Annotated in this window: 21 protein-coding genes and 1 other RNA gene; 14 read left to right on the top strand and 8 right to left on the bottom strand. The window is 72.6% G+C overall.

What is annotated here, in order from left to right:
• Positions 1 to 162: 162 nt before the first annotated feature.
• The 5 genes from ftsE (at position 163) to ssrA (ending at position 4,062) form a co-directional block, all read left to right on the top strand.
• On the top strand, positions 163 to 852 hold the full coding sequence (gene ftsE, locus ACZ53K_RS05730) for a cell division ATP-binding protein FtsE (protein WP_030025118.1): 690 nt from the start codon (positions 163 to 165) through the stop codon (positions 850 to 852).
• A 32-nt stretch (positions 853 to 884) separates the two neighbouring features.
• The gene (ftsX, locus tag ACZ53K_RS05725; protein ID WP_468832305.1) at positions 885 to 1,796 is read left to right on the top strand and encodes a permease-like cell division protein FtsX; all 912 of its coding nucleotides are present in this window, start codon (positions 885 to 887) and stop codon (positions 1,794 to 1,796) included.
• Positions 1,797 to 1,863: 67 nt separating this feature from the next.
• A complete protein-coding gene (locus ACZ53K_RS05720; RefSeq protein ID WP_468832304.1) occupies positions 1,864 to 3,063 on the top strand; it encodes a S41 family peptidase in 1,200 nt (399 codons plus the stop codon).
• An 18-nt stretch (positions 3,064 to 3,081) separates the two neighbouring features.
• Positions 3,082 to 3,597 carry an SsrA-binding protein SmpB gene (gene smpB / locus ACZ53K_RS05715; RefSeq protein ID WP_468832302.1) on the top strand — a complete coding sequence of 172 codons (516 nt, stop codon included), beginning with the start codon at positions 3,082 to 3,084 and terminating at the stop codon, positions 3,595 to 3,597.
• A gap of 95 nt (positions 3,598 to 3,692) precedes the next feature.
• Positions 3,693 to 4,062: a transfer-messenger RNA gene (gene ssrA / locus ACZ53K_RS05710) on the top strand.
• A gap of 122 nt (positions 4,063 to 4,184) precedes the next feature.
• Here the strand turns inward: ssrA and ACZ53K_RS05705 are convergent.
• Positions 4,185 to 5,480, bottom strand: a complete 1,296-nt coding sequence (locus ACZ53K_RS05705) for an MFS transporter (RefSeq protein ID WP_468832301.1) — start codon at positions 5,478 to 5,480, stop codon at positions 4,185 to 4,187.
• 124 nt (positions 5,481 to 5,604) lie between these two features.
• On the opposite strand from ACZ53K_RS05705, the gene ACZ53K_RS05700 reads away from it, so the two are divergent.
• Both ACZ53K_RS05700 and ACZ53K_RS05695 read left to right on the top strand, forming a co-directional pair.
• Complete coding sequence (locus ACZ53K_RS05700; protein ID WP_468832300.1) at positions 5,605 to 6,576, top strand: LysR family transcriptional regulator; 972 nt, start codon at positions 5,605 to 5,607, stop codon at positions 6,574 to 6,576.
• 90 nt (positions 6,577 to 6,666) lie between these two features.
• A complete protein-coding gene (locus tag ACZ53K_RS05695; protein WP_468832298.1) occupies positions 6,667 to 7,194 on the top strand; it encodes a DUF4232 domain-containing protein in 528 nt (175 codons plus the stop codon).
• Between the two features lie 164 nt (positions 7,195 to 7,358).
• Here ACZ53K_RS05695 and ACZ53K_RS05690 read toward each other — a convergent pair whose 3' ends face one another.
• The 5 genes from ACZ53K_RS05690 to ACZ53K_RS05670 all read right to left on the bottom strand — a co-directional run bounded on the left by ACZ53K_RS05690 (position 7,359) and on the right by ACZ53K_RS05670 (position 11,127).
• Positions 7,359 to 7,787: a hypothetical protein gene (locus ACZ53K_RS05690; protein WP_468832297.1), complete on the bottom strand. Its 429-nt coding sequence runs from the start codon at positions 7,785 to 7,787 to the stop codon at positions 7,359 to 7,361.
• A gap of 298 nt (positions 7,788 to 8,085) precedes the next feature.
• A complete protein-coding gene (locus ACZ53K_RS05685) occupies positions 8,086 to 8,496 on the bottom strand; it encodes a lasso peptide biosynthesis B2 protein (RefSeq protein WP_468832296.1) in 411 nt (136 codons plus the stop codon).
• Entirely contained in the window at positions 8,493 to 8,747 is a 255-nt protein-coding gene (locus ACZ53K_RS05680) for a lasso peptide biosynthesis PqqD family chaperone (protein ID WP_468832294.1), read from the bottom strand. Before ACZ53K_RS05680 ends, ACZ53K_RS05685 begins: the two co-directional genes overlap by 4 nt.
• Positions 8,748 to 8,752: 5 nt before the next feature.
• Positions 8,753 to 10,630: an asparagine synthase-related protein gene (locus ACZ53K_RS05675; RefSeq protein ID WP_468832293.1), complete on the bottom strand. Its 1,878-nt coding sequence runs from the start codon at positions 10,628 to 10,630 to the stop codon at positions 8,753 to 8,755.
• 353 nt (positions 10,631 to 10,983) lie between these two features.
• Complete coding sequence (locus ACZ53K_RS05670) at positions 10,984 to 11,127, bottom strand: lasso RiPP family leader peptide-containing protein (protein WP_468832292.1); 144 nt, start codon at positions 11,125 to 11,127, stop codon at positions 10,984 to 10,986.
• Between the two features lie 320 nt (positions 11,128 to 11,447).
• Here ACZ53K_RS05670 and ACZ53K_RS05665 point away from each other — a divergent pair, with 320 nt between their 5' ends.
• Positions 11,448 to 12,848 carry a nitrate/nitrite transporter gene (locus ACZ53K_RS05665; protein WP_468832290.1) on the top strand — a complete coding sequence of 467 codons (1,401 nt, stop codon included), beginning with the start codon at positions 11,448 to 11,450 and terminating at the stop codon, positions 12,846 to 12,848.
• Between the two features lie 139 nt (positions 12,849 to 12,987).
• Positions 12,988 to 14,274, top strand: coding sequence for a uroporphyrinogen-III synthase (locus tag ACZ53K_RS05660; protein ID WP_468832289.1), 1,287 nt, complete (start codon positions 12,988 to 12,990; stop codon positions 14,272 to 14,274).
• Between the two features lie 131 nt (positions 14,275 to 14,405).
• On the opposite strand, the gene ACZ53K_RS05655 is transcribed toward ACZ53K_RS05660, so the two are convergent.
• Positions 14,406 to 15,182, bottom strand: a complete 777-nt coding sequence (locus ACZ53K_RS05655; RefSeq protein WP_468832288.1) for a class I SAM-dependent methyltransferase — start codon at positions 15,180 to 15,182, stop codon at positions 14,406 to 14,408.
• A 142-nt stretch (positions 15,183 to 15,324) separates the two neighbouring features.
• Between ACZ53K_RS05655 and ACZ53K_RS05650 the strand changes: the two genes are divergently transcribed.
• Entirely contained in the window at positions 15,325 to 15,963 is a 639-nt protein-coding gene (locus ACZ53K_RS05650) for a CGNR zinc finger domain-containing protein (protein ID WP_468832286.1), read from the top strand.
• Here ACZ53K_RS05650 and ACZ53K_RS05645 read toward each other — a convergent pair.
• The gene (locus tag ACZ53K_RS05645) at positions 15,924 to 16,913 is read right to left on the bottom strand and encodes a CHRD domain-containing protein (RefSeq protein WP_468832285.1); all 990 of its coding nucleotides are present in this window, start codon (positions 16,911 to 16,913) and stop codon (positions 15,924 to 15,926) included. The two genes, ACZ53K_RS05650 and ACZ53K_RS05645, sit on opposite strands and share 40 nt — an antisense overlap.
• A gap of 438 nt (positions 16,914 to 17,351) precedes the next feature.
• On the opposite strand from ACZ53K_RS05645, the gene ACZ53K_RS05640 reads away from it, so the two are divergent.
• The 4 genes from ACZ53K_RS05640 to ACZ53K_RS05625 all read left to right on the top strand — a co-directional run bounded on the left by ACZ53K_RS05640 (position 17,352) and on the right by ACZ53K_RS05625 (position 23,183).
• Positions 17,352 to 17,936 (top strand): sigma-70 family RNA polymerase sigma factor, encoded by a 585-nt coding sequence (locus tag ACZ53K_RS05640; RefSeq protein WP_468832283.1) that lies wholly within the window; start codon positions 17,352 to 17,354, stop codon positions 17,934 to 17,936.
• 17 nt (positions 17,937 to 17,953) lie between these two features.
• The gene (locus ACZ53K_RS05635) at positions 17,954 to 18,673 is read left to right on the top strand and encodes a zf-HC2 domain-containing protein (protein ID WP_468832282.1); all 720 of its coding nucleotides are present in this window, start codon (positions 17,954 to 17,956) and stop codon (positions 18,671 to 18,673) included.
• Between the two features lie 175 nt (positions 18,674 to 18,848).
• The gene (locus ACZ53K_RS05630) at positions 18,849 to 21,272 is read left to right on the top strand and encodes a HelD family protein (protein ID WP_468832280.1); all 2,424 of its coding nucleotides are present in this window, start codon (positions 18,849 to 18,851) and stop codon (positions 21,270 to 21,272) included.
• Between the two features lie 477 nt (positions 21,273 to 21,749).
• Complete coding sequence (locus ACZ53K_RS05625; protein ID WP_468832279.1) at positions 21,750 to 23,183, top strand: NAD-dependent malic enzyme; 1,434 nt, start codon at positions 21,750 to 21,752, stop codon at positions 23,181 to 23,183.
• The last annotated feature ends 238 nt before the right edge of the window (positions 23,184 to 23,421 follow it).

The raw sequence follows: 23,421 nt of genomic DNA, 5'->3' as shown, positions 1-23,421 counted from the left end.
GCCGGAATGTGCTCGTTTTGTCCCCGTAGATGCCGTGAATAAACGCACCAACCCCGAACGGCGACTGCGCCTTCGCGCGAGACTCGCGTATGGTCACGCTCACCGACGGGAGCCACGACAGGGGCATCCCGTGCCGCTACCCAGGTCGACCGTGGTGCATCAGTGATCCGATTCGACAACGTCTCCAAGACCTACCCGAAGCAGAACCGCCCCGCCCTCAGGGATGTTTCCCTGGAGATCGAGCGCGGCGAGTTCGTCTTCCTGGTGGGCTCCTCGGGCTCCGGCAAGTCCACCTTCCTGCGTCTGCTCCTGCGTGAGGAGCGCGCCAGCCATGGCGCCGTGCACGTACTGGGCAAGGACCTCGCGAAGCTCTCCAACTGGAAGGTGCCGCAGATGCGGCGCCAGGTGGGCACCGTATTCCAGGACTTCCGGCTGCTTCCCAACAAGACGGTGGGACAGAACGTCGCCTTCGCCCTCGAAGTCATCGGCAAGCCGCGCGGCCAGATCCGCAAGACGGTCCCCGAGGTGCTCGACCTCGTCGGCCTCGGCGGCAAGGACGACCGGATGCCGGGCGAGCTGTCCGGTGGTGAGCAGCAGCGCGTCGCCATCGCGCGGGCGTTCGTCAACCGTCCGCTGCTGCTCATCGCGGACGAGCCCACCGGCAACCTCGACCCGCAGACCTCGGTCGGCATCATGAAGCTGCTGGACCGGATCAACCGGACCGGTACGACGGTGGTCATGGCCACCCACGACCAGCAGATCGTCGACCAGATGCGCAAGCGCGTCATGGAACTCGAAAAGGGCCGGCTCGTGCGCGACCAGTCGCGTGGCGTGTACGGCTACCAGCACTAAGCGTGTACGGCCCCCAGCACTGAAAGGACGCCATGCGCGCCCAGTTCGTCCTGTCGGAGATCGGCGTCGGTCTCCGCCGGAATCTCACGATGACCTTCGCGGTCATCGTCTCCGTCGCCCTCTCGCTCGGTCTGTTCGGCGCCTCGCTGCTGATGCGCGACCAGGTCAGCACGATGAAGGGCTATTGGTACGACAAGGTCAACGTCTCCGTCTTCTTCTGCAACAAGAACGACACCGAGACCGGTGCCAACTGCGCCAAGGGCGCGGCCACCGAGCAGCAGAAGAACGACATCAAGGCGGAGCTGGACCGCCTGCCGATCGTGCAGAGCGTGACGCACGAGTCCAGCGACGAGGCGTTCAAGCACTACAAGGAGCAGTTCGGTGACACGCCCATCGCGGGCCTGGTCACCCCGGACCAGTTCCAGGAGTCCTTCCGGGTCAAGCTGAAGGACCCGACGAAGTACGAAGTGATCAAGTCGGCGTTCTCCGAGCGGCCCGGTGTCCAGGAGGTGCAGGACCAGCGGGACACCGTCGAACCGCTGTTCAACCTCCTCAACGGCATGAACATCGCCGCGTTGGTGGTGATGGCGCTGATGCTGGTGGTGGCGCTGATGCTGATCGTCAACACGGTGCGGGTGTCGGCGTTCAGCCGGCGCCGGGAGACCGGGATCATGCGCCTGGTGGGCGCCTCCAGCTTCTACATCCAGATGCCGTTCATCCTGGAGGCGGCCATCGCGGGCCTGCTGGGGGCGGTGTTCGCCTGTGTGCTGATCGTCGGCGGCAAGTGGGTGCTGATCAACAACTGGCTGGCCGCGCGGATCCAGGTCATCAACTTCATTGGCTGGGATTCGGTCGTGGCCGTGCTGCCGCTGGTGCTGCTGATCGGTCTGTTGATGCCGGCGCTCGCCGCGTTCTTCGCGCTCCGCAAGTACCTCAAGGTGTGACGTAAGCCAAGGGCGCCGTACGGTCAACTCCCCGTACGGCGCTTCTTTCTGGCCTACACTCACCGGCATGACGGGCCCGTGTTTGTTCGTCCGGCCCCGCCGCAGCCGCCGCGGGGCGGCCCTGACGTTGGTCTTCGTCAGTGTGCTGGCCACCGGCGCGGCGGCGGGCACCTGGGAGGAGAGCGGACACCCGGGGGACGAACGGCGGATATCCGGGCGCGCGGCCGCCGAGGCGGACCGCGTCCACCGGGCGCAGCGCGCCGGCCGGCCCGCTGACGGACCGCACGCGACGGGTTCCCAGGCGGCGGACGACGTCGTCAGCCGCAGTGGTGACCGCTGGTCGACGGCGTTCTCGGCCCGCGAGTACGAGGACTTCCAGCAGGAGCTGAACGGCGAGTACGTGGGCGTGGGCCTGTGGCTGCGGCAGGCGGCGGACGGCCGCGCCCTGGTCTCCCGGGTACGGCCCGGCGGCCCCGCCGCGGCGGCCGGCCTGCGCGCGGGCGACGACCTGCGCGCGGTGGACGGCGTGGCCTCGCGGGGCAGCCGGATCACCGAGGTCGTGGCACGGCTGCGCGGCGACGCCGGACCGGCCGCCGAAGGCCTCGCGCCGGGCGCCGGGAGCAGCGTCGCCCTGGAGCTGCGGCGCGGTACGCGCCAGTGGACCGAGACCCTGCACCGGGCCCGCCTGCGGGACCGGAACGTGACCACCGACCACCCCGACGGCCCGGACGGGCCCACCCGCATCACCGTCGGCGCCTTCAGCAGCGGCACGGGCGAGGAGATCCGCCGGGCGGTGCGCGCCGCCTCCCCGCGCGGCGGTGTGCTGCTGGACCTGCGCGGCAACACCGGCGGCCTGGTGCACGAGGCGGTCACCGCCGCCTCCGCCTTCCTGGAGGGCGGCCTGGTCGCCACGTACGACGTCCGCGGCAGCCAGCGCGCCCTGTACGCGAAGGACGGCGGGAACACACAGATCCCCCTCGCGGTGCTCGTGGACGGCGGCACGATGAGCGCCGGCGAGCTGCTGGCCGGGGCGCTCCAGGACCGCGGCCGCGCGGTGCTCGTCGGCACCCCGACCTTCGGCAAGGGCTCGGTGCAGCTGCCCAGCGAGCAGCCGGACGGCTCGGTCGCCGAGCTGACCGTCGGCCACTACCGCACGCCGTCGGGCCGCACGGTCGACGGGCGCGGCATCACCCCGGACCTGACCGCCGAGGACGACGCCCCGGCGCGCGCCCGCACAGTATTGAGTGGCCTCGGGGGCGGGGCGTAGTGCGAAAATGGCTCCACTATGACTAAGACGTCCAAGGCCAAGAAGAACAACAAGAAGGACGACGGGACCGGCCGCAAGCTCATCGCCCAGCACAAGAAGGCGCGGCACGACTACCTCATCCTGGACACGTACGAGTGCGGGCTGGTGCTGACCGGCACCGAGGTCAAGTCGCTGCGCCAGGGCCGGGCATCCCTGGCCGACGGCTTCGTGCAGATCGACCGCGGCGAGGCGTGGCTGCACAACGTGCACATCCCGGAGTACGCCCAGGGCACGTGGACCAACCACAGCGCGCGCCGCAAGCGCAAGCTGCTGCTGCACCGCCTGGAGATCGACAAGCTGGAGTCGAAGTCGCAGGAGACCAGCCACACGATCGTGCCGCTGTCGCTGTACTTCACGAACGGCCGCGCGAAGGTCGAGATCGCGCTCGCCAAGGGCAAGAAGGAGTACGACAAGCGGCAGACGCTGCGCGAGCAGCAGGACCGTCGCGAGGCGCACCGGGCGATCTCGGCGGCCAAGCGGCGCGAGCGCGGCTGACCGGGCAGGAATACGCTGGCATCGTCGCGCGTTGGTCACGTACGATGGGCTGCGCACCGCACGCCGGTGCAGGCACCACCTTGAAAAAACAACATGGGGATGATCGGTTTCGACAGCGGATGTCGAAGCAGGGGAAGCGAGCCGAGGAAGCGGCAATGATCTCGTAAACCATATGTCGCAAAAAATAATCGCCAACACCAAGCGCGATTCCTTCGCCCTCGCTGCCTAAGTAGCGACTTGCGAAGTGTCAGCCCGGGGGTGTTCCCGACCCGGATCCTGGCATCAGCTAGGGAACTAAACTTCTAGGTCCGGTCACGGGTCCTGGGAGGAAATCAAACAGTGACTGAGCCCGTCGGAGACGTGTCCGCGAGATCTCCGGGGCTGAGAAAATCGCAGCGGACTGCGCTCGGAGAAGCCCTGTTTCCGCACCGTTGGACGCGGGTTCGATTCCCGCCATCTCCACTCGACGGAGAAACCGGAGGCCCCGGCCCCCGGACCCGTCACCCCATGTGAGGCGAAGGCCCCGCTGTCCAGGCAGCGGGGCCTTTGTCGTTGCCGTCTTTGTCGTCGCCGCCGCGCTGCGGTCCTCACGACGGCCGCCGGGCGGCCCGTACGGCGTGTGCGGTGCCGGCCGCGGCCAGGGCCAGGGCTGCCGCAGTGGCGGGCACGGTGTAGCCCGCCGCGGTGCCCGCCGGCAGGTGCTGCACGGCCCAGCCGCCGCCCGCCGAGCCCGCCGCGATGCCGGTCAGCAGTGCGGTCACGGCCAGCGTCATGCCCTCGTTCAGGCGGTCGGCCGGTATCCGCGACTGGATCAGGCCCATGCCGGTGACCATGGTCGGCGCCGTGGCCATTCCGGCGAGCAGCAGGGCTGCCCCCAGGAGGACCCCGCCGCCCGCGCCCGCCGCCGTGAACGGCAGCCACATCAGCGCGGCCATGGCGGCGACGCACCGTACGAGGCGGCGGTCCGCCGGTCCGGCCGGGCGCAGCACTCCGTACAGGAGGCCTGCCGCGCAGGACCCGGCCGCCTGGAGGGCGAGCAGCGGGCCCGCCACGGCGCGCTGTCCGTGTGCGTCCGTGAAGCCGATGGTGACGACTTCCAGCGATCCGAAGACGGCGCCGGTGGCGAGGAACGTCAGCAGGAGGGGCAGCAGTGATGTCACCAGACGTCCGGCGCCGTGGTGGGCGGACACGGCCGCGACCGGCGGTTCTGTACGGTGCTGGGCGGCGAACAGCAGTACACCCGTCAGCAGCAGCGCCGCGCCGGTCAGCGTGCCCGCCTCAGGGAAGAGCCCGGTGCACAGGAAGGCCGCCAGCACCGGTCCGAGCATGAAGCACACCTCGTCGGCCGCCTGCTCGAAGGAGTTGGCGGTGTGCAGCGCGCCCGGGTCGTCGCGCAGGAGGTAAGCCCAGCGGGCGCGTGCCATGCCGCCGGTGTTCGGGGTGGTCGCGGTGCAGGCGTACGCGGCGAAGAGCGTCCAGGACGGCGCGCCGAAGCGGACGCACAGCAGCAGGGCGAGCGATCCGAGGACGGCCAGTGCCGTCGCGGGGACGGCGACCCTGGCCTGTCCGTACCGGTCGACCAGCCGCGCCGTCCACGGCCCGGCGACCGCCGTCGCCGCGAGCCCGGTCGCGGTGACCGCCCCGGCCAGCGCGTACGAGCCGCGCGATCCGGCGATCATCAGGATCGCGCTGACGCTGAACATGCCCATCGGCAGCCGGGCGAGGAGGTTGGCGGCGGTGAAGGCGCGGGCGCCGGGGACGGCGAAGATCCGTCCGTACGGCACGAGTACGCGCCGGAGCGCGGCGGGGGAGCGGCGGCGCCGGCGGCGGGCGGGCGGAACGGGCGGGGCGGTCACCGGGCGGGCGGCGAGGAAGAGGATCACGCAACTACGGTCGCCGCACGGCCCGTTCCCCGTCCAACACCTGATCCGTACGCATTCACGCACTCCCGTTGTCAATCACGGAGACGCGCCCGTACCCCGCGCGCGCCGGTGGCACGATGAGCGCGTGCCCCGAGACCTCGACCCGCGTCTGCTCCGCGCCTTCACCGCCGTCGCCGACGAACTGCACTTCACCCGCGCCGCCACCCGGCTGTACGTCGCCCAGCAGGCCCTCAGCCGCGACATCCGGCGGCTGGAACGGGAAGTGGGGGCCGACCTCTTCGACCGTACGACGCGCCGGGTCGCCCTCACCGAGGAGGGCACCCGGCTGCTCCCGTACGCGCGCCGGGTGCTGGCCGCCCACGACGACCTGGCCGCCGCCTTCCACGCCCCCGAGGACCGTCCGCTGCTGGTCGACGTCAGTGTCCCCATCGGCACGGCACACGCCGTGTTGCAGGAGGCCCGCCGGCTGGCCCCCGCCTGCGAACTCGTCGCGCGCTTCCACAGCGGCCTGACCGGCGCGGCGGCCGAACTCGCCGCCGGACGGCTGGACGTCTCCTTCGGACGCGTCGCCGGACTGCCCCCGGCCGTCCGGGCCTGTCTGGAACACTGGCCCGTCCGGTACGAGCCGATGGCCGTCCTCCTGGACGAGGACCACCCGCTGACGGCCCGGCCCGCCGTGCCGCTGTCCGCCCTCGCGGGCGAGACCCTCTACGCCGGGGCCGGAAACCCGCACACCGCCGAGTGGACCGACCTCGCCGCCCGCCTCTTCACCGGACGGGGCATCGCGATGGCCGCGCCGTTCCCGGAGATCGAGGGATCGGCGGAGTTCCTGCGCGTGGTGCGCAAACAGGGCTGGTCGGTGCTGGCCAGCGTCGAGTTCATCGATGTGCCCGGCATGGCGCTGCGGCCGGTCACCGACCCCGTGCCGCTCTCGCCGATATCCCTGGTGTGGCGGCGCGGCCTGCGCCACCCGGGCCTGGACGCGCTCCGTACGGCCTGCCGGGAGCTGGCCGCCGAACACGGGTGGCTGCGGCGACCGGACGGCCCGGTGTGGCTGCCCGAGGAGGACGCGGCCCTGATGGAACACCGTGGGTGACGGCCGAACTTTTGCCGTATAAGCAACCTATAAGCGCTGGAATCCCTCCCTATGGACGGCAGGAACGACAGCCGGACTACTGGGGGTCCCGTGCGCAAGCGCCCGCTGACCGTGGCGGCCCTGGCCACGCTCGTCCTGAGCGGTGGCCTGGTCGCCTGCGACGAACCGCGTGTCGACGCGTTGCACGCGAGCTGCACGACCAAGGATCTGAGGTGGAAGGTCACGCTGAAGAAGAAGGCCCACGGCGCCCACCGGGAAGGCCGCCTCTCGGCGGTCAACACCGGTGCGGACGAGTGCATCTTCCGCGGCTTCCCCGACTTCCTCGTACGCGTCGGCAAGGGGCCCGAGGCGGGCGGCGTGGGGCACGGCCGGGCCCGCGCGGTGAACCTGCCCAGCGGTACGGGCGTCGTGGTCGACCTGCGCTACCGGGACGCCGAACCCGGGCGGCCGGACCCCGCGGAATGCCTGGTGAGCAACGGCTCCGCCGAGGTGACGGCGCCGCGCGACACCAAGGGCACGCTGGTCCAGGTGTGGGACGAGAGCGGCCGGCGGGCCCGGCTCGACGTGTGCGACAACGTCATCCGCATGGCACCGCCACGGCGGGCGGCCACCGGCTGAGGGCCCGCGGAACGTACCGGGCACCCGGGGATGCACCGGTCACGGTCGCGGACCCGTGAGAGGTACGGGTCGCGAGGGCGGACCCGCGGGGCGTACCGGCCGGCACCACACGACCGGCCGGCACTCCCCGCCGGCGGACCTTCGCCGCCGGGCGCCTCGGACGGTCAGGCGCGCCGCAGGTAACAGAACTGCCCGGTGGCCTTGCTCAGCCACATCTTGCGGTCGCCGCCCTCGCCCATCAGCGAGGGGCTGTCGAACTGGTGCGGGACCTTCTCGTCGGGGTTGACGGTGACGACGACGCGCTCCAGCAGCCAGTTGTCCTTCTCGCCGTCGCTCGCGAACCGGATGTAGACCGGGAAGCGGTCCAGGTCCTCGGTGCGCAGCTGCGGCCGGCGCGGGTCGTTGTGGTCCGCGTTCAGCAGGTTGGTGCCGTCGCCGAGGGTGTACGTGGCCTTGGCGCCGCGCTCGAAGTCGTCGGCGGAGGTGTCGAGCAGGAACTCCCGGCCGCCCATACCGAGGTAGACCCAGCCGTTGGTGCCGGCGTCGGCCTCGTCCGCGGTGGCGACATACGCTTCGATCTTGGTGATGTCCATCTGGTGGTCCCCTCTTGCCGGATGGTGAAGGCCGGACATTTCAGGGCCTGAGGTTGTTGCACCCGGAAATACCGGCCGTCAGGTCACAGGTGTCGTGCCGGCGCGCCGGTGGGCCCGGCGCCGCTGGAGCACCATCCGATGGTGAGCAGAGACCCCAACGTCCACAAGCGCGTTTTCCGGCCGGGACGGACGGGGCCCGAGGCAAGGGAGAGGTGTCCGGTGCACGGGTCACGTCCCGCCAAACCGGGTGTGCGAACGCAATGGTTGACCGCCTCGGCGGGGCCGTACGCGCCACCGCTCAGCGGGGCACGGACAGCAGCGGGTGGTAGAGCCGGGTGTCGTCGGGCTCGCCCACGGGACGGCCGTCCACCGCGACCCACGCATGGGCGCGGAACGGTTCCGTCCGCACTCCCGTGCACCACTGCGGCCACCGCCCGCGCAGCCGGCACAACAGCGCCGTCGCCACCGAGCGTTGCAGGCAGCCGTTGCCCGCGCACCGCACGCTGACCGTGACGACGGCATGCCGGGCGCGTACGGCCTCCGGCTCGGTGGCCGGACGGGCGCCACGCCGTACGGAATCCAGCACCCGGCACAGGGTGCGCGGGGAGAACGACGTCAGGAGGCGGGCCGCGGCGACACAGCCCAGGGTGGCGCAGCGCGCGGCGAACGACAGGCGCACCGGGCCGCCCGCGGCGACCGGGTAGCTCACGAGGTCACCAACTTCGCCGACACCAGCGACTCCAGCAGCGCGACGGCGTCCGCGGCCACCCGGTCGGCTGCCGAGGGGTGCCGGTAGCGCAGCTCGTCGGCGGCCGACGCGCAGGTGCCGCCCGCCAGGAGGTGTTCCAGGACGAACGCGCCGGTGTTGTTCATCTGCCAGTAGCGGCCCGTACGGGCGTTGAGCAGCACCATGCCTCCGGGGGTGCGCACACTGCTGACATGGGGGGCGAGGGCGAACATCGGGTTCAGGCTCCTTCCGCGGCGGGAACGGTGGGGCGGGCAAGGACGGGCGTCTGCGTCTCCTGGAGGGAGCGCAGCCAGTACTCGGCCGCCAGGGTGGGGTCGAGAGGTTGCAGAGTGCGGGAAAGCGGCTGCAGCGAGGTCAGGACCGTCCGCAGCGCCTCGGGCCGGATCAGGCCCAGACCGGCCAGGCGTGAGTCGTCGCAGAGCGCGGACAGGGCCCCGCGGTGGCGGCGCAGGCCCGCGTAGACCTCGGCGCTGTGCTCGCCCTTCGTGCCCCGGGCCCGTACCGCGTCCGGCAGGATGCCGCGCATCGCCGCGCTGAGCAGGGGCTTGTACGAGCCGAACGCGACCTGGTCGGCGAGCCGCACGCTCAGCGCCGCCTCGATCACGTTGTCGTCCAGGAACGGGGCCTCGAAGGCGACGCCGTGGGGCGCGGCCAGGGCGCCCGCGCCGCGCATGATCTCCCCGGCCCGGACGGCGGCCCGCAGTGTCTCGTGCTGGCAGCGCAGCGGCGCGAAGGGCTCCGGCTCCCCGGCCGCCGCCTCGCGCATCAGACGGCGGACGGTGGCCACCGCGTCCGGATGCGCCCACGGCGGCATGGCCGGCACGACCTCCCAGTCGGCGCCGCTGTCGCCGGAGCGCACGCCGGGCACGATCCGGTCGGCGCAGGACTCCAGCCACTGCGGGTACGGGACGCCGCCGAACAGGGTGCGCAGGGTGTCGACCAGCGTCCAGCGGCCGAGGCGGCGGGCGGTGCACGCGCGCCGGGCGGCGGAGCGGAAGTCCGTACGGGCCAGGGAGTTCAGCGCCACCGGGCGCGGGCAGAACAGTTCGTCGCCGCCCACGCCGACCAGGTGGGTACGGGAGCCGCGGGCGGCGACGAGGCCGGCCTGGTGGGCGAGGCGGGCGCTCTCCCGGACCACGGCGAGCGGGCCCGCCGGGTCGCCGAGCCCCGGCCGCGGCGGGGCGTACCAGGTGGGCGCTTCGGCGTACGGGAGCGGCAGGTGCTCGGCAGTCCGCAGCAGGGCCGCGCCGTGGCCGCTCCACATGCTGTCGTCGTTGGCCTCGTCCCGGCACACCCAGGCCGTGGTGATCAGCCGGGTGCTGTCGCGGGCGGCGAGGAAGCACAGGCTGGTGGAGTCCATGCCGCCGGAGAGGTCGGCGCTGACCGTCGGCGCGCGGGTGCGTACGCGTACCGCCTCGGTCAGGGCGTCGCGTACGGACTCGGCGGCGTCCTCCAGCCACAGGTCGGGCCGCGGCGGCTGCCACCAGCGCGCCGTGGTGTGCCGTCCGTCGGCGTCCAGCGTCAGGCAGTGGCCGGGCGCGACGACGTGCACCGCCCGCCAGGAGGGGCGCTGGGCGAGCGGGAACGGCGCGAACGGCGCGAGCAGCCGCAGCGCCAGGCTCTCCTCGTCGACGGAGCCGAGGCCCGGGGCGCCGGTGGGCAGGCCGGCGGCGGCCGCCTCGCGGGCCAGCGCCGCCAGGTCCTGCGGGCGGCTGCCCGCGACCGTGACGCCGTTGATGCCCGCGTGATGGATCTGCCGGACCGTCGACAGGCTGCCCTGGCACCGGACGCGGCGGCCCATGGTGGCCAGCAGGAAGAAGCTGCCGGGCAGTTCGCGGACCCGGCTGTCCAGGTCTTCGAGGCGGCGCAGCCGGCGCAGCAGCCGGTCCAGGGTGTCGGCGTCGGCCGAGGTCGTGCCGAGCAGCAGCAGCCGGTCCGGTCCCGAACCGGCCGCGACGGTCTCGTCATCGGTCCAGCGACCCATGATCCAGGGGCGTCCGGAGGGGTGGCGCACCGTCCGCACGGTGGGGTCGCGCCGCAGACACAGGCACAGCGGACCGGTCGCGGGATGATCGGGGAAGACGACGAAATCCACGATGACTTACCACCCCTGGCGTGCGGTGCGGGCGTGTGGCACATGGTGCGTAGGTCGGATCCGGACGGGCGCGGTCGGATCCGGTCGGGTGCGGGCAGGTGTACGGACAGCTGCGGGCCGGTACGGGGTGGGGGCCGTACCGCCGGGCCGGGGCGCCGCGGGGCGGCTGGGCCCGCGGCGCCACCCGCCGTCCGGCCGGACCGGTGGAGGCGGCCCCTGCCGGGGCGGGCGGTGCGCGCCCGGGCAGGGGCCGCCGGACTGGGGGGCGTGTGGGCGACGTCCCGTCAGGCCGGAGGCCTACAGGCCCCACCGGGGCGTGGCTGGGTTCCGATGGGGCCCGATCGGCTTCCGAGTCACCACCAGCCGCGGCCGCGACCTCCCCAGCCGTCCCAGTTATGGCCGCCGTATCCGAGCGTCAGCTCGGTGAAGCCGCCGGCCTCGGCGAGCTCCGGTGCCTCGTACTCGACCGGCTCGGGCTGTTCCTGGATGTCCGCCATGGGAATGTGTCCCCTTCCCTCAGAAGTGCCGCACCGCCCATGACCACAGGCTGTGTTCATTCGGTTACTCAGCGCGTCCAGAAAAGATGCTGCCACCATCCACGGCCCCTGCCATTGCCCCTAAAGGGTGATGAAGGGGGCGCACGGGGTGCATTGGCGTAACCTCCGGCGGTTGTGCGCCACCAGCGCGTATCCCGCTCACCGCGCGCTCCCGGACGCGGTGAGCGCAAGGTTTCGCAGCGGTCACGCACCGCCACAGAGGGGAAACGCGCCCTCCCTAGCGTCGTGGATACGGCGGAAACCGGCAGCTGGGAGACGTGATGACCGACACAGGAACGGCCACGGGCGATGCGGTGGCCCGCACCCCCACGCGGAGGGCGGGCCGCTGGATCGAACACTGGGACCCGGAGGACGAGACGTTCTGGCGCGAGCGCGGACAGCGGGTCGCCCGGCGCAACCTCGTCCTCTCCATCGTCTGCGAGCACATCGGGTTCTCCGTGTGGAGCCTGTGGTCGGTGCTGGTGCTGTTCATGGGGCCCGAGTACGGGATCGACGCGGCAGGGAAGTTCTTCCTGGTGGCGCTGCCGACGCTGGTGGGGGCGGTGCTGCGGGTGCCGTACACCTTCGCGGTGGCGCGGTTCGGCGGGCGCAACTGGACGGTGTGCAGCGTCGCGCTGCTGCTCGTCCCCGCGGCCGCCGCGGTCTTCGCGCTGCGGCCGGGCACCTCGTACACCGTCTTCCTGCTGGTCGCGGCCCTGGCCGGGGTCGGCGGCGGGAACTTCGCCTCGTCCATGACGAACATCAACTCCTTCTATCCGCTGCGGAAGAAGGGCTGGGCGCTCGGCCTGAACGCGGGCGGCGGCAACATCGGCGTACCCGTCGTCCAGCTGCTCGGACTGCTCGTCATCGCCACGGCCGGCGCGGCGCACCCGCGGCTGCTGCTCGCGGTCTACCTGCCGCTGATCGTCATCGCCGCCGTACTGGCGGCACGCTTCATGGACAACCTGCGCCCGGTACGCAACGACACCGGGGCGGCCCGGGACGCGGCCCGCGACCCGCACACCTGGATCGTCTCGCTCCTCTACGTCGGCACGTTCGGGTCGTTCATCGGCTACGGCTTCGCCTTCGGCCTGGTCCTGCAGACCCAGTTCGCCCGTACGCCCCTCCAGGCGGCGTCGCTGACCTTCATCGGGCCGCTGCTCGGCTCCCTGGTGCGGCCGGTGGGCGGCCGGCTGGCGGACCGGTACGGCGGGGCCCGGATCACCCTGGCGAACTTCGCGGCGATGGCCCTGGCCACCGGCGTGGTGATCCTGGCGTCGGCGCGCCACTCGCTGGACGTCTTCCTCGCCGGCTTCGTCGCCCTGTTCGTGCTCTCCGGGCTCGGCAACGGCTCCACGTACAAGATGATCCCCGGCATCTTCCAGGCCAAGGCGCTGGCGAAAGGCCTGACGGGCGAGGCGGCCGCGGCCCACGGGCGGCGGTTGTCCGGCGCGGCGATGGGACTGATCGGCGCCGTCGGCGCGCTCGGCGGCCTGGGCATCAACCTCGCCCTCCGCCAGGCGTTCCAGTCGGCGGGCACCGGCACACCGGCGTTCGTGGCCTTCCTCGGCTGCTACGCGCTGTGCTCCGCGGTGACCTGGGCCGTATACCTGAGGCGCACGGCGGCCACCGTGGCCGTACGGGAGCGGGAGGCGGCGGCGCCCGCGCTCGCCGAGGTGTGACGCGCGGAGCGCCGGGCGCCCGCCGCGGTCCGTAACAGCTGGGAAATACTGCGGGAGTGAGCCTGTCACCGGCGGTTGGCAGGCTCGGACCTTCACGGTGCCCGGTGGCGCCGGAGTCAGGACAAGCCAGGGACGGACCATGCACGAGGGCGAGCAGGACGAGCGTCGGGACGACGACGGCGGCGCGGGGCACGGCGAGCGGCAGCGCGACGAACGCCGCGACGACCGCCGGGGGGACGGCCGAGAAAGCGGCCGAGAGGGCGGCGACCGTGGGCCGGACGCCGTGGCCGCCGCCCCGGACGTACGCCCCCTGGACGGCTTCACGGTCGGCGTCACCGCCGCCCGCCGCGCCGAGGAGCTGGGCACCCTGCTCGAACGGCGCGGCGCCCAGGTCGTGCACGCCCCCGCGCTGCGCATCGTGCCCCTGTCCGACGACGCGGAACTGCTCGCCGCCACCAAGGACCTGATCGACCGGGCGCCGGACGTGGTCATCGCGACCACCGCGATCGGCTTCCGGGGCTGGATCGAGGCCGCCGAGGGCTGGGGGGTCGGCGAGGCGCTGCTCAACCGGCTCGGCGCCGTCGAACTGCTGGCCCGCGGGCCCAAGGTCAAGGGCGCCATCCGCGCGGCCGGGCTGACGGAGAAGTGGTCGCCGCGGTCCGAGTCGCTGGCGGAGGTGCTGGACCGGCTCCTGGCGGACGGCGTACGCGGACGGCGGATCGCCATCCAGCTGCACGGCGAACCGCTGCCCGGCTTCGTGGAGTCGCTGCGGGCGGGCGGCGCCGAGGTGGTCGGCGTCCCGGTCTACCGCTGGATGCCGCCCGCCGACATCGGTCCCGTCGACCGGCTGCTGGACGCGGCGGTCGGCCGCGGCCTGGACGCGATCACCTTCACCAGCGCGCCGGCCGCCGCCTCGCTGCTGCGCCGCGCCGAGGAGCGCGGCCTGCTCGACGGACTGCTGCACGCGCTGCGGCACGAGGTGCTGCCCGCCTGCGTCGGACCGGTCACCGCGCTGCCCCTCGAAGCGCACGAGGTGACCACGTACCAGCCCGAACGCTTCCGGCTCGGCCCGCTCGTCCAGCTCCTGTGCCGGGAACTCCCGGAACGGGTGCGCCCGTTGACGGTCGCCGGGCGGCGGGTGGAGATCCGGGGGCAGGCCGTCCTGGTCGACGGCGCGCTGCGGCCCGTGCCCCCGGCGGGGATGGCGCTGCTGCGCGCCCTGGCCCGCCGTCCCGGCTGGGTGGTCTCCCGCGCCGACCTGCTGAGCGCCCTGCCGGGCTCGGGCCGCGACGAGCACGCGGTGGAGACGGCGATGGCCCGGCTGCGAGGGGCGCTGGGCGCGCCCAAGCTGATCCAGACGGTGGTCAAGCGGGGGTACCGGCTGGCGCTCGATCCGCAGCTGGGGGCCAAGTACGGCGACGGGTGACGTGACGTTCCGCGCCGTACGGCCGGGTCCGGTGCCATTCCGTACGGCCGGGGCCGGGAGCTTTTCGGGCTGCCGGCACCCGGACCGCCGTCCCGGGCCGCCGAATCCGACCCGCCGTACCCGACCCGCCCCTACGCGGGGTTGGCCACCCGGATCTTGGACTGCCCGTGCGGCCGGGTCTCCCAGTCCTCCATGAACCGGGCCGTCAGGCCGTGCTTGCGGGCCAGTGCCAGCAGCGTCTCGGTGCGGTAGTAGAAGTCCTCGCGCAGCACCTGGTGTTCGGCGCCCTCGGTGCGGTCGAAGGTGAAGTCGAAGAACCCGCCGGGCGCCAGGATGCGGCCGACGTGCCGGAAGCATTCGTCGATCACGGACAGCGGCGAATGCGAGAAGACGCTGTGCGCGTGCACCACGTCGAAGTGCCGGTCCGGCAGGAAGTCGAAGGTCAGATCCTGGGTGAGCGTCAGGTGCGGCAGCTTGTCCTGCAGCTCGTAGGTGGCCAGGGTCTTCTTGGCGGAGACGAGGATGTCCGGGGAGATGTCGATGCCATAGTAGTTGCCGGTGCCGAGGTGGGCGATGAAGCGCCAGCCGGCTCGCAGGTTGCCGCAGCCGATGTCCAGCATCCGCATGTCCGGCCGCAGCCCGTGTTCCATCAGGTAGCCGAACTGCATCTCGCCGAGCGCCAGCCACCGTTCGTGGCTGCGGCTGCCGACCGCGGCCTCCGGGTCGCGTCCGGCGTCGGAGGCCATCACGGCGCGGTAGTACGCGACGTGGTCGGGGTGCTTGAGGCGGAGCCAGCCGTCCCGGGCGGTACGCCGGAGGTACGGTGCGATGCGCGCCGGGTTGCTGACCGCGTAACGGACCTTGTGCGTCAGGCTGGAGCGGTTCTTGAGCAGGGTCTTGGCCGACATGATCGGGACTATACATCAGCTGTATACATGCGATGTATACAGGGTGGGCCGCGCGGTACGCGGCGGTGCCGAGGCTTCCGGCCGGGGGCCGTGCCGGGCACTCTGATAGGGCAGAGGTTGTCTCCTAAGGAGTGACGGGCACATGGCGGCGCCTTTTGACCTGCGGTTCGACTGCGGGCGGATCTGCCTGGACCTGATGGCCACGACCGGCCGGGCCGCCGAACGGCTGACCGGCCCCGAACATCTGGCGGCCTGGCTGGTGGGTTCGGGCGTCGTCCCCGGCAGCGCCCAGCTCGGCGCCGTCGACCGCGGCTGGGTCGTACGCTTCCGGATGCTGCGCGAACTGCTGCGCCGCGTGATCCACGACGAATTGCGCGGCCGGGCCGCCGACGGGGACCTGCGCCTGCTCAACGCGGCGGCCGCCGCCCCGGTGCCGCCCGCCCGAGCCGTACGCGCCGACGACGGCGCCCTGGTCCGGGCGCTCACCGGGCCGCCCGACTGCGCCGGACTGCTGGCGGCGGTGGCGCGGGACGCCATCGGGATGCTGACCGACACGGCGACGCGCGGCCAGTTGCGGCAGTGCGAGGGCGAGAGCTGCTCGCTGGTGTACCTGGACACCTCGCGCGGGCGGCGGCGCCGGTGGTGCTCCAGCGAGGTGTGCGGAAACCGTGAGCGGGTGGCACGCCACCGCCGGCGGGCGGTGAGCCGCGCGGGCCAGCAGCCTGCCGTGAGCGCCCAGGTTCAGCTCGCTGCCGTACGTACGGTGCCGACGAACACGTAATCGGCCCGGTACGGCACGGCGGCCTCCGGGCGCACTGCCGGGTCGCAGGTGCCGGTGGGGGCGACGCCGCCCGCCGTGTTCAGCCGGAAGATCTCCCCGGTGCCGCCGAGCCTTCCGTCCGGACGCCCCGCCCGGTGTGCGTCCAGCGCGAGTTCGGGGATGTTGCCCGCGCCGTTCGGGGTTTTGGAACGCACCGTGCCGGTGACGGCGGAGCGGTCCGGCGCCACCCACGCGGGCGGGCCCTTGGGGCCGGGGGCGGCGAAGAAGTGCGCGATGCCGCCTTCGAGCCGGGCCCGTACGTTCCGCTGGGTGTAGGTGTACCGCCCGTCGGCCTGTCGCGTACAGGTGTAGATCTGCGCGCCGTGGATCACCGGCGCCTGCACGCTGTGCCGCAGGGCCCGTTCCGGGTCGAGAGGGCGGTCCAGCGCGTGCAGTTGTCCGCGTACCGCGCCGTGCGGGAATTGCGCCGTACGGAGATTGAAAGAGAAACCATTCGGCTGTTTCCGCAGGGCATCCCGCACGCGCCGGTCAAAAACCTCGACCGTGCCGCTCACCGTGTGGTGCTCCGCGCCCCGCCCCGCCGCCTTCCCGGCGGAAAGCCGCCGCGTGAACAGGGGAATGCGCACCGGCCCTTCGGCGTCTTTCCCCGCCTCCTGGAGCACGGCGGCGGTGGGCGCGGCGACACCCCGGAAGGACAGCGCGAAGGAGAGCCGGTCGCCGCGGAGCCGGAGGAAGGCCAGACCCCGCCCGTCCCGGTCGCCCGGCGCGGCCACCTCGTTCGCCCCGTTCAGACTGCTCACGAAGGAAGCCGCGACGGCGTCCCCGGCCCGCGAAGCCCCCTTCGAGTCCCCGGCCTGCCCTTTCTCCCCGGCCTGCGCGGGCGGCGCCACGAGCGCCACCACGACGGTGGCCACGGCGCCGGCAGCGGCGATGGTCCTGCCACGGCTCACGGTGTACCTCCCTGCCGTCGGTGCCCGGCCTGGGCGCCGGGCTCGTCGGGCTGCTGTACGGGGTGCCCGGCGCGGCCGTTCACCGGGGAAAGGAGGGCGGTGTCACGGCGGCCGGGCCGAACGCCCGGAAGGGGAAAACCGTGCCGCCCGCGCGGGCGCCCGAGAGGGCTCACGCACGGGCGCGCGCAAAACGCCCGCCCACCCGTTCGGGTAACCCCTGCCACCGCTCGGGGAATTCGCCCGGCAGGTGCTGAGCAGCGGCGCCCCCGGCCCCGTACTGCTGGCTGAAGGGGCGTGCACACAGGCCCTATTCAGGCCCGGAATTCGAGACGAGGGGGCGGACATGCGCGAGCCCGGCCGCGGACGGCAGATCGAGGTGATCGGCGGTGCAGACGGTGACGGCAGTGACGCCGGCGACCCACGCGGGCGCTGATGCCCATGCGCAGCGAATGTCCGATCCGCGCTATCGACCCGGGAGTTGGCGTGCGCAAGGATGCCGTCGTGGCAGACAGTACGGCGCCGGACGAGGAGCTGATGCGGGCCCTCTACGAGGAGCACGCGGGCCCGCTGCTCGCCTTCGTGCTGCGCCTGGTCGCCGGGGACCGGCACCGGGCGGAGGACGTGGTGCAGGAGACCCTGCTGCGGGCCTGGCGCAACGCCGGCCAGCTGCAGCGCGCGACCGGCTCCGTCCGCCCCTGGCTGGTGACCGTCGCCCGGCGGATCGTCATCGACAGTCACCGCAGCCGCCAGGCACGCCCCCAGGAGGTCGACGCCGCCCCCCTGGAATCGATGCCGGCCGCCGACGAGATCGACCGGGCCCTGCGCCTGATGACGATCACCGAGGCGCTCGGCGACCTCAGTGCGGCCCACCGGGAGGCGTTGATAGAGACCTACTTCAAGGGACGTACGGTCAGCGAGGCGGCCGAAGTGCTCAGGGTGCCGGCCGGGACCGTACGGTCCCGGGTCTTCTACGCCCTGCGTTCCCTGAAGCTCTCACTTGAAGAACGAGGAGTGACGGCGTGATGCGGCCCACGGAGCCCGTGGCACACACCGATGCCGGCGCCTACGCGCTGGGCGTCCTGGACGCCGCCGAGGCGGCACGCTTCGAGGAGCACCTGGCCGGCTGCGACCGGTGCGCCGCCGAACTGGACGGCCTGCTGGGCCTGCCGCCGCTGCTCGCCGACGCCAGGGAGTCGGCGCCCGACGCGGAGGCCGTCGCCCCGGTCCCCGGTCCGGGCCTGCTGGACGGCCTCCTGGCCGAGGTCGGCGCGGTGCGCCGCACCCGCCGCCGGCGCCGCCTGTACCTGGTGGCCGCCGCTGCCGTCCTGGTCGTCGGCGGCCCGCTGACCACGTACGCGCTGACCGCCGGGGAGGGCGAGGAGTCCCCGGAGCATCTGACGGGCTACGCCCGCACGATGTACGAGCACGGCGAGAAGGTCGGCACGGTCGACCCGGTGACCAGGGTCGCCGCCAGCGTCTCCCTGGAGCGCAAGCCCTGGGGCACCCACGTCGCCCTCAAGCTGGGCAATGTCAAGGGCCCGCTCACCTGCGACCTGGTCGCGGTGGGCAAGAGCGGCGCGGAGCAGACCGTGACGACCTGGGCGGTGCCCCCGGGCGGTTACGGCCTCAAGGACGGCGCCGCCAAGTGGAACAAGGAGCCCCTCTACACCCACGGCGGCTCGGCGATGAACCGTTCCAACATCGACCGTTTCGAGGTCCGCACCCTCGACGGCAGGCGGCTGGCCGAGATCAAGGTCTGACCGGCCGGCCCCACCCTTCCGAAGCGGCGGAATGGTTGATTCCGCACCATCCGCCCGCCAACGGTGCCCGGTTTGCTCCCGCCCGGTGGTGATTTCGTCCTTTGGGCCAGGTGCGCAGGGTGCCCGGTTCGCGTACGGTTGACGGCTGCCCTACGCACAGAAGAAGGGGGCCTGGGTGGCCGCGCAGAATGCCACGCACGCGCCGGACTCCGTCGACGACGCACAGCCGGACAGCACACGCGAACGCGAGATCGCGTCCGAACAGGAGCATCTCGACCGTGTCTACCAGCGTCTGGAAGAGAAGATCCATGAGGCCGAGTTCCTCATGGACGACGCCGCCAAACGCGGCCAGGTCGGCACGCCCGGCGCCCTCGCCGAGCGGGACGCCCAGGTCTTCCAGGCCGGCGCCCACCTGAACCGGCTCAACTCCGAGTACGAGGACTTCCTCTTCGGCCGGATCGACCTGCTCCTGGGCAAGGACGGCAAGAAGGGCCCGGACGGCGCCTACACCTCCGTCGACCCCGCCGACGGCGCGATCACCGACGGCCGCGCCGAGATCGCCGAGACGCTGCACATCGGCCGCCTCGGCGTGCTCGACGCCGATTACAGCCCGCTGGTCATCGACTGGCGCGCCCCCGCCGCCGCCCCCTTCTACCGGGCCACCCCGGTCGCGCCCGGCCGCGTCGTACGCCGCCGGGTCATCCGCTCCAAGGGCCGCCGCGTCCTGGGGGTCGAGGACGACCTGATGCGCCCGGAGATCACCGCGACGCTCGACGGCGAGGAACTGCCCGCGGTCGGCGACGGCGCGCTGATGGCCGCCCTGGGCCGGGCCCGCAGCCACACGATGCGCGACATCGTCGCCTCCATCCAGGCCGAGCAGGACATGGTCATCCGGGCCCCCGCCGCCTCCGTCACGGAGGTCGAGGGCGGCCCCGGCACCGGCAAGACCGCCGTGGCGCTGCACCGCGCCGCCTACCTCCTCTACCAGGACCGCCGCCGTTACGCGGGCGGCATCCTCATCGTCTCCCCGACGCCGCTGCTCGTCGCGTACACCGAAGGCGTCCTGCCGTCGCTCGGCGAGGAGGGCCAGGTCGCCATCCGCGCGCTGGGGTCCCTGATGGACGGCGCCGAGGCCACCGCGTACGACTCCCCGGCCGTGGCCCGTATCAAGGGCTCCAGCCGGATGCAGAAACTGCTGCGCAAGGCGGCGCGCGGGGCCCTGGAAATGGCCGGGACGGCGTCCGCGGGGGCCGCCGCCAAGCCCGCCGACGGCCAGCTCGCCTTCGGCGACGAGGACGACGAGTCCGCAGAGGCCCCCGCCGGGCCGCCGGACCGGCTGCGCGTCGTCGTCTTCGGCGCCCGCGTCGAACTGGACGCACGCGACCTGCACCGCATCCGGCAGTCCGCCCTCGGCGGCACCGCGCCGGTCAACCTGCTGCGCCCGCGCGCCCGCCGCCTCATCCTGGACGCCCTCTGGTCCAGATCCGGCTCGGCCAAGCGCTACACCGACCCCGAACTGGCCGCCGAGGCGCGCCAGGCGTTCGACGAGGACATCACCACCGAGCCGGACTTCCAGGACTTCCTCGACGCCTGGTGGCCGGAGCTGAACCCGCGCGGTGTACTGGCCGCCATGGCCGACGAGCGCCGGCTGGGCCGCTGGGCGCGCCGGGTGCTCAACCAGCGCGAGGTACGCCGGCTGGCCCGTTCGCTGAGCCGTCTGGACGACAAGGGGCAGGGGCCGCTGTCGGTCCACGACGTGGCCCTCCTGGACGAGCTGCAGCTGATCCTCGGCGCGCCGCCCCGGCCCGCCAGGCCCCGCGACGCCGACCCGCTGGACCAGCTCACCGGTCTGGAGGAGCTGAGCACCTACGGCGAGCGCATGTCCGGCGGCGGCCGCGGCAGACGCGAGCGGCTGGAGGAGGAGCGTACGGACTACGCCCACGTCATCGTCGACGAGGCGCAGGATCTGACGCCCATGCAGTGGCGGATGGTCGGCCGCCGCGGCCGGCACGCGACGTGGACGGTGGTCGGCGACCCGGCGCAGTCGTCCTGGTCCGACCCGGACGAGGCGGCCGTCGCCCGCGACGAGGCGCTGGGCACCCGCCCGCGCCGCCGCTTCACCCTCACCGTCAACTACCGCAACCCCGCCGAGATCGCGGAGCTTGCGGCGCGGGTGCTGGCGCTGGCGATGCCGGGTATGGAAGCGCCGGAGGCGGTCCGCTCGACGGGTCTGACGCCGCGTTTCGCGGTCGCCGACGACGCCGACCTGGCCGGGTCCGTACGGGATGCGGCCCGGCTGCTGCTGGACGAGGTGGACGGCACGGTCGGTGTCGTGGTGGCGATGGAACGCCGCGCGCAGGCCCGCCGCTGGCTGGCGGGGCTGGGCGACCGGGTGGTGGCGCTGGGCTCGCTGGAGGCCAAGGGCCTGGAGTACGACGCGACGCTGGTGGTCTCGCCCGCCGAGATCGCGGACGAGTCGCCGGCCGGGCTGCGGGTGCTGTACGTGGCGCTGACCCGGGCCACCCAGCAGCTGACGGTGCTGTCCGGGGCGCGGGACGAGCCGGACGAGGACGGGGTGCCGGACCTGCTCAGGGACTGAGGCGGGCGGTCGGCGGGGCCGCCCGGGTCCGGCCGGCCCGGGCCGCGCGGGGGAGTCCGGCGACGGCCGGGAAAGAAGGTCGCGGGACGGGATTCGCTTCGAGAGATGGTTTGTTAGCCTTGGTGGTGGCACCGGCCCGATCCAAGCCCCCGGGCCCAACCATAGTCGCTACGAGCGACCACTTGCCGCGAGGCGAGCATGGCGGGTCGGTGTCACTGAACCACACGACGGGCGCCTTCCGGAGCAATCCGGGAGGCGCCCGTCGCCGTTCGCGCACTGTTCATCCGCGGTCGGCGGTCAGGTCTTCCGTTCGACCGAACCCTCTCGTATGGTGGAAAAGCATTTCCGGAATCACCGGCTGGTTACCGTATACCGGCTGGTAGGTGGGACGATCGGTCCTCGCGCTCCGGCCAGGTCCCGCCGCGGACCCCGGAGCGGCGCGCAGAGTGAAACAAGGGAAAGCAGAGGAAGTCGGCCATGGCAACGGCGCCTAGCGTCTCGTATTCGATGACGGTGCGGCTGGAGGTTCCCGCGAGCGGTACGGCGGTCAGCCAGCTCACCACGGCCGTGGAGTCCTCCGGCGGCTCCGTCACCGGCCTCGATGTGACCGCCTCCGGCCACGAAAAGCTCCGCATCGACGTCACCATCGCCGCGACCTCCACCGCGCACGCGGACGAGATCGTCGAGAAGCTCCGTGGCATCGAGGGTGTCTCGCTCGGCAAGGTCTCCGACCGTACGTTCCTGATGCACCTCGGCGGCAAGATCGAGATGCAGTCCAAGCACCCCATCCGCAACCGTGACGACCTGTCGATGGTCTACACCCCCGGCGTCGCCCGGGTCTGCAAGGCCATCGCCGACAACCCCGAGGACGCCCGGCGCCTGACCATCAAGCGCAACAGCGTCGCGGTCGTCACCGACGGCTCCGCCGTACTGGGCCTGGGCAACATCGGCCCCAAGGCCGCGCTGCCCGTCATGGAGGGCAAGGCGGCCCTCTTCAAGCGCTTCGCCGGCATCGACGCCTGGCCGCTGTGCCTGGACACCCAGGACACCGACGCCATCGTGGAGATCGTCAAGGCCATCGCCCCCGGCTTCGCGGGCATCAATCTGGAGGACATCTCCGCGCCCCGCTGCTTCGAGATCGAGGCCCGGCTGCGCGAGGCCCTGGACATCCCGGTCTTCCACGACGACCAGCACGGCACCGCCATCGTGGTGCTCGCCGCGCTGACCAACGCGCTGCGCGTGGTCGACAAGAAGTTCGAGGACGTCCGCGTGGTGATGTCCGGCGCCGGCGCCGCCGGCACGGCCATCCTCAAGCTGCTGATGGCGGCCGGCGTCCAGCACGCCGTCGTCGCCGACATCAACGGCGTGGTGCACGCGGGACGCAAGGACCTGGTCGACGCCGACCCCGACTCGCCGCTGCGCTGGATCGCCGACAACACCAACCCGGAGGGCGAGACCGGCACCCTCAAGGAGGCCATCGTCGGCGCCGACGTCTTCATCGGCGTGTCCGCGCCGAACGTCCTGGACGGCGACGACGTGGCCAAGATGGCCGACGGCGCGATCGTGTTCGCACTCGCCAACCCCGACCCCGAGGTGGACCCGGCCGTCGCCCGGCAGACCGCCTCCGTCGTGGCCACCGGCCGCTCCGACTTCCCGAACCAGATCAACAACGTGCTGGTCTTCCCGGGCGTCTTCCGCGGCCTGCTGGACGCCCAGTCCCGTACGGTGAACACGGAAATGATGCTGGCGGCGGCCGGCGCGCTGGCGAACGTCGTCCTGGACGACGAGCGCAACGCGAACTACATCATCCCCAGCGTCTTCAACGACAAGGTCGCGGGCGCGGTGGCCGACGCGGTGAAGGAGGCCGCGAAGGCCGCCGGGGAGGCTGTGACGGCCGCCACGACGGCCTGACGTCCGGCGCGTCGCGTGACACCGGGCCCTTGGCGCCCCCCTAGGCTGGCGGGCAGGCAACGGCCGCCGCTCTGCGGGGCCGGCCCGGTGAGGCACGGTGCGGGACGTCACCACTCTGAGGCAGTGGCGCTTTTCGTGTGACCCTCCTGGGTGCCGGATTGGCTTTACCGCCGCAGGTGGGGGCAGGATGCTCCCCCGAGGACTCCGTCCAGGGGGCACCCCCAGGGCGCGAAAGGAT

It is taken from the genome of Streptomyces sp. NPDC033221 (assembly GCF_055577005.1).
Note: the sequence above shows the minus strand (reverse complement) of the source record. Positions and strands in the feature narration are given on the sequence as shown.

What these genes read in the sequence shown, in the direction of transcription:
- ftsX (WP_468832305.1), top strand. Translation starts at nt 885, where the DNA reads ATGCGCGCCCAGTTCGTCCTGTCGGAGATCGGCGTCGGTCTCCGCCGG.
- ACZ53K_RS05720 (WP_468832304.1), top strand. Translation starts at nt 1,864, where the DNA reads ATGACGGGCCCGTGTTTGTTCGTCCGGCCCCGCCGCAGCCGCCGCGGG.
- smpB (WP_468832302.1), top strand. Translation starts at nt 3,082, where the DNA reads ATGACTAAGACGTCCAAGGCCAAGAAGAACAACAAGAAGGACGACGGG.
- ACZ53K_RS05690 (WP_468832297.1), bottom strand. Translation starts at nt 7,787, where the DNA reads ATGGACATCACCAAGATCGAAGCGTATGTCGCCACCGCGGACGAGGCC.
- ACZ53K_RS05680 (WP_468832294.1), bottom strand. Translation starts at nt 8,747, where the DNA reads ATGTTCGCCCTCGCCCCCCATGTCAGCAGTGTGCGCACCCCCGGAGGC.
- ACZ53K_RS05670 (WP_468832292.1), bottom strand. Translation starts at nt 11,127, where the DNA reads ATGGCGGACATCCAGGAACAGCCCGAGCCGGTCGAGTACGAGGCACCG.
- ACZ53K_RS05665 (WP_468832290.1), top strand. Translation starts at nt 11,448, where the DNA reads ATGACCGACACAGGAACGGCCACGGGCGATGCGGTGGCCCGCACCCCC.
- ACZ53K_RS05660 (WP_468832289.1), top strand. Translation starts at nt 12,988, where the DNA reads ATGCACGAGGGCGAGCAGGACGAGCGTCGGGACGACGACGGCGGCGCG.
- ACZ53K_RS05655 (WP_468832288.1), bottom strand. Translation starts at nt 15,182, where the DNA reads ATGTCGGCCAAGACCCTGCTCAAGAACCGCTCCAGCCTGACGCACAAG.
- ACZ53K_RS05650 (WP_468832286.1), top strand. Translation starts at nt 15,325, where the DNA reads ATGGCGGCGCCTTTTGACCTGCGGTTCGACTGCGGGCGGATCTGCCTG.
- ACZ53K_RS05640 (WP_468832283.1), top strand. Translation starts at nt 17,352, where the DNA reads ATGCGCAGCGAATGTCCGATCCGCGCTATCGACCCGGGAGTTGGCGTG.
- ACZ53K_RS05625 (WP_468832279.1), top strand. Translation starts at nt 21,750, where the DNA reads ATGGCAACGGCGCCTAGCGTCTCGTATTCGATGACGGTGCGGCTGGAG.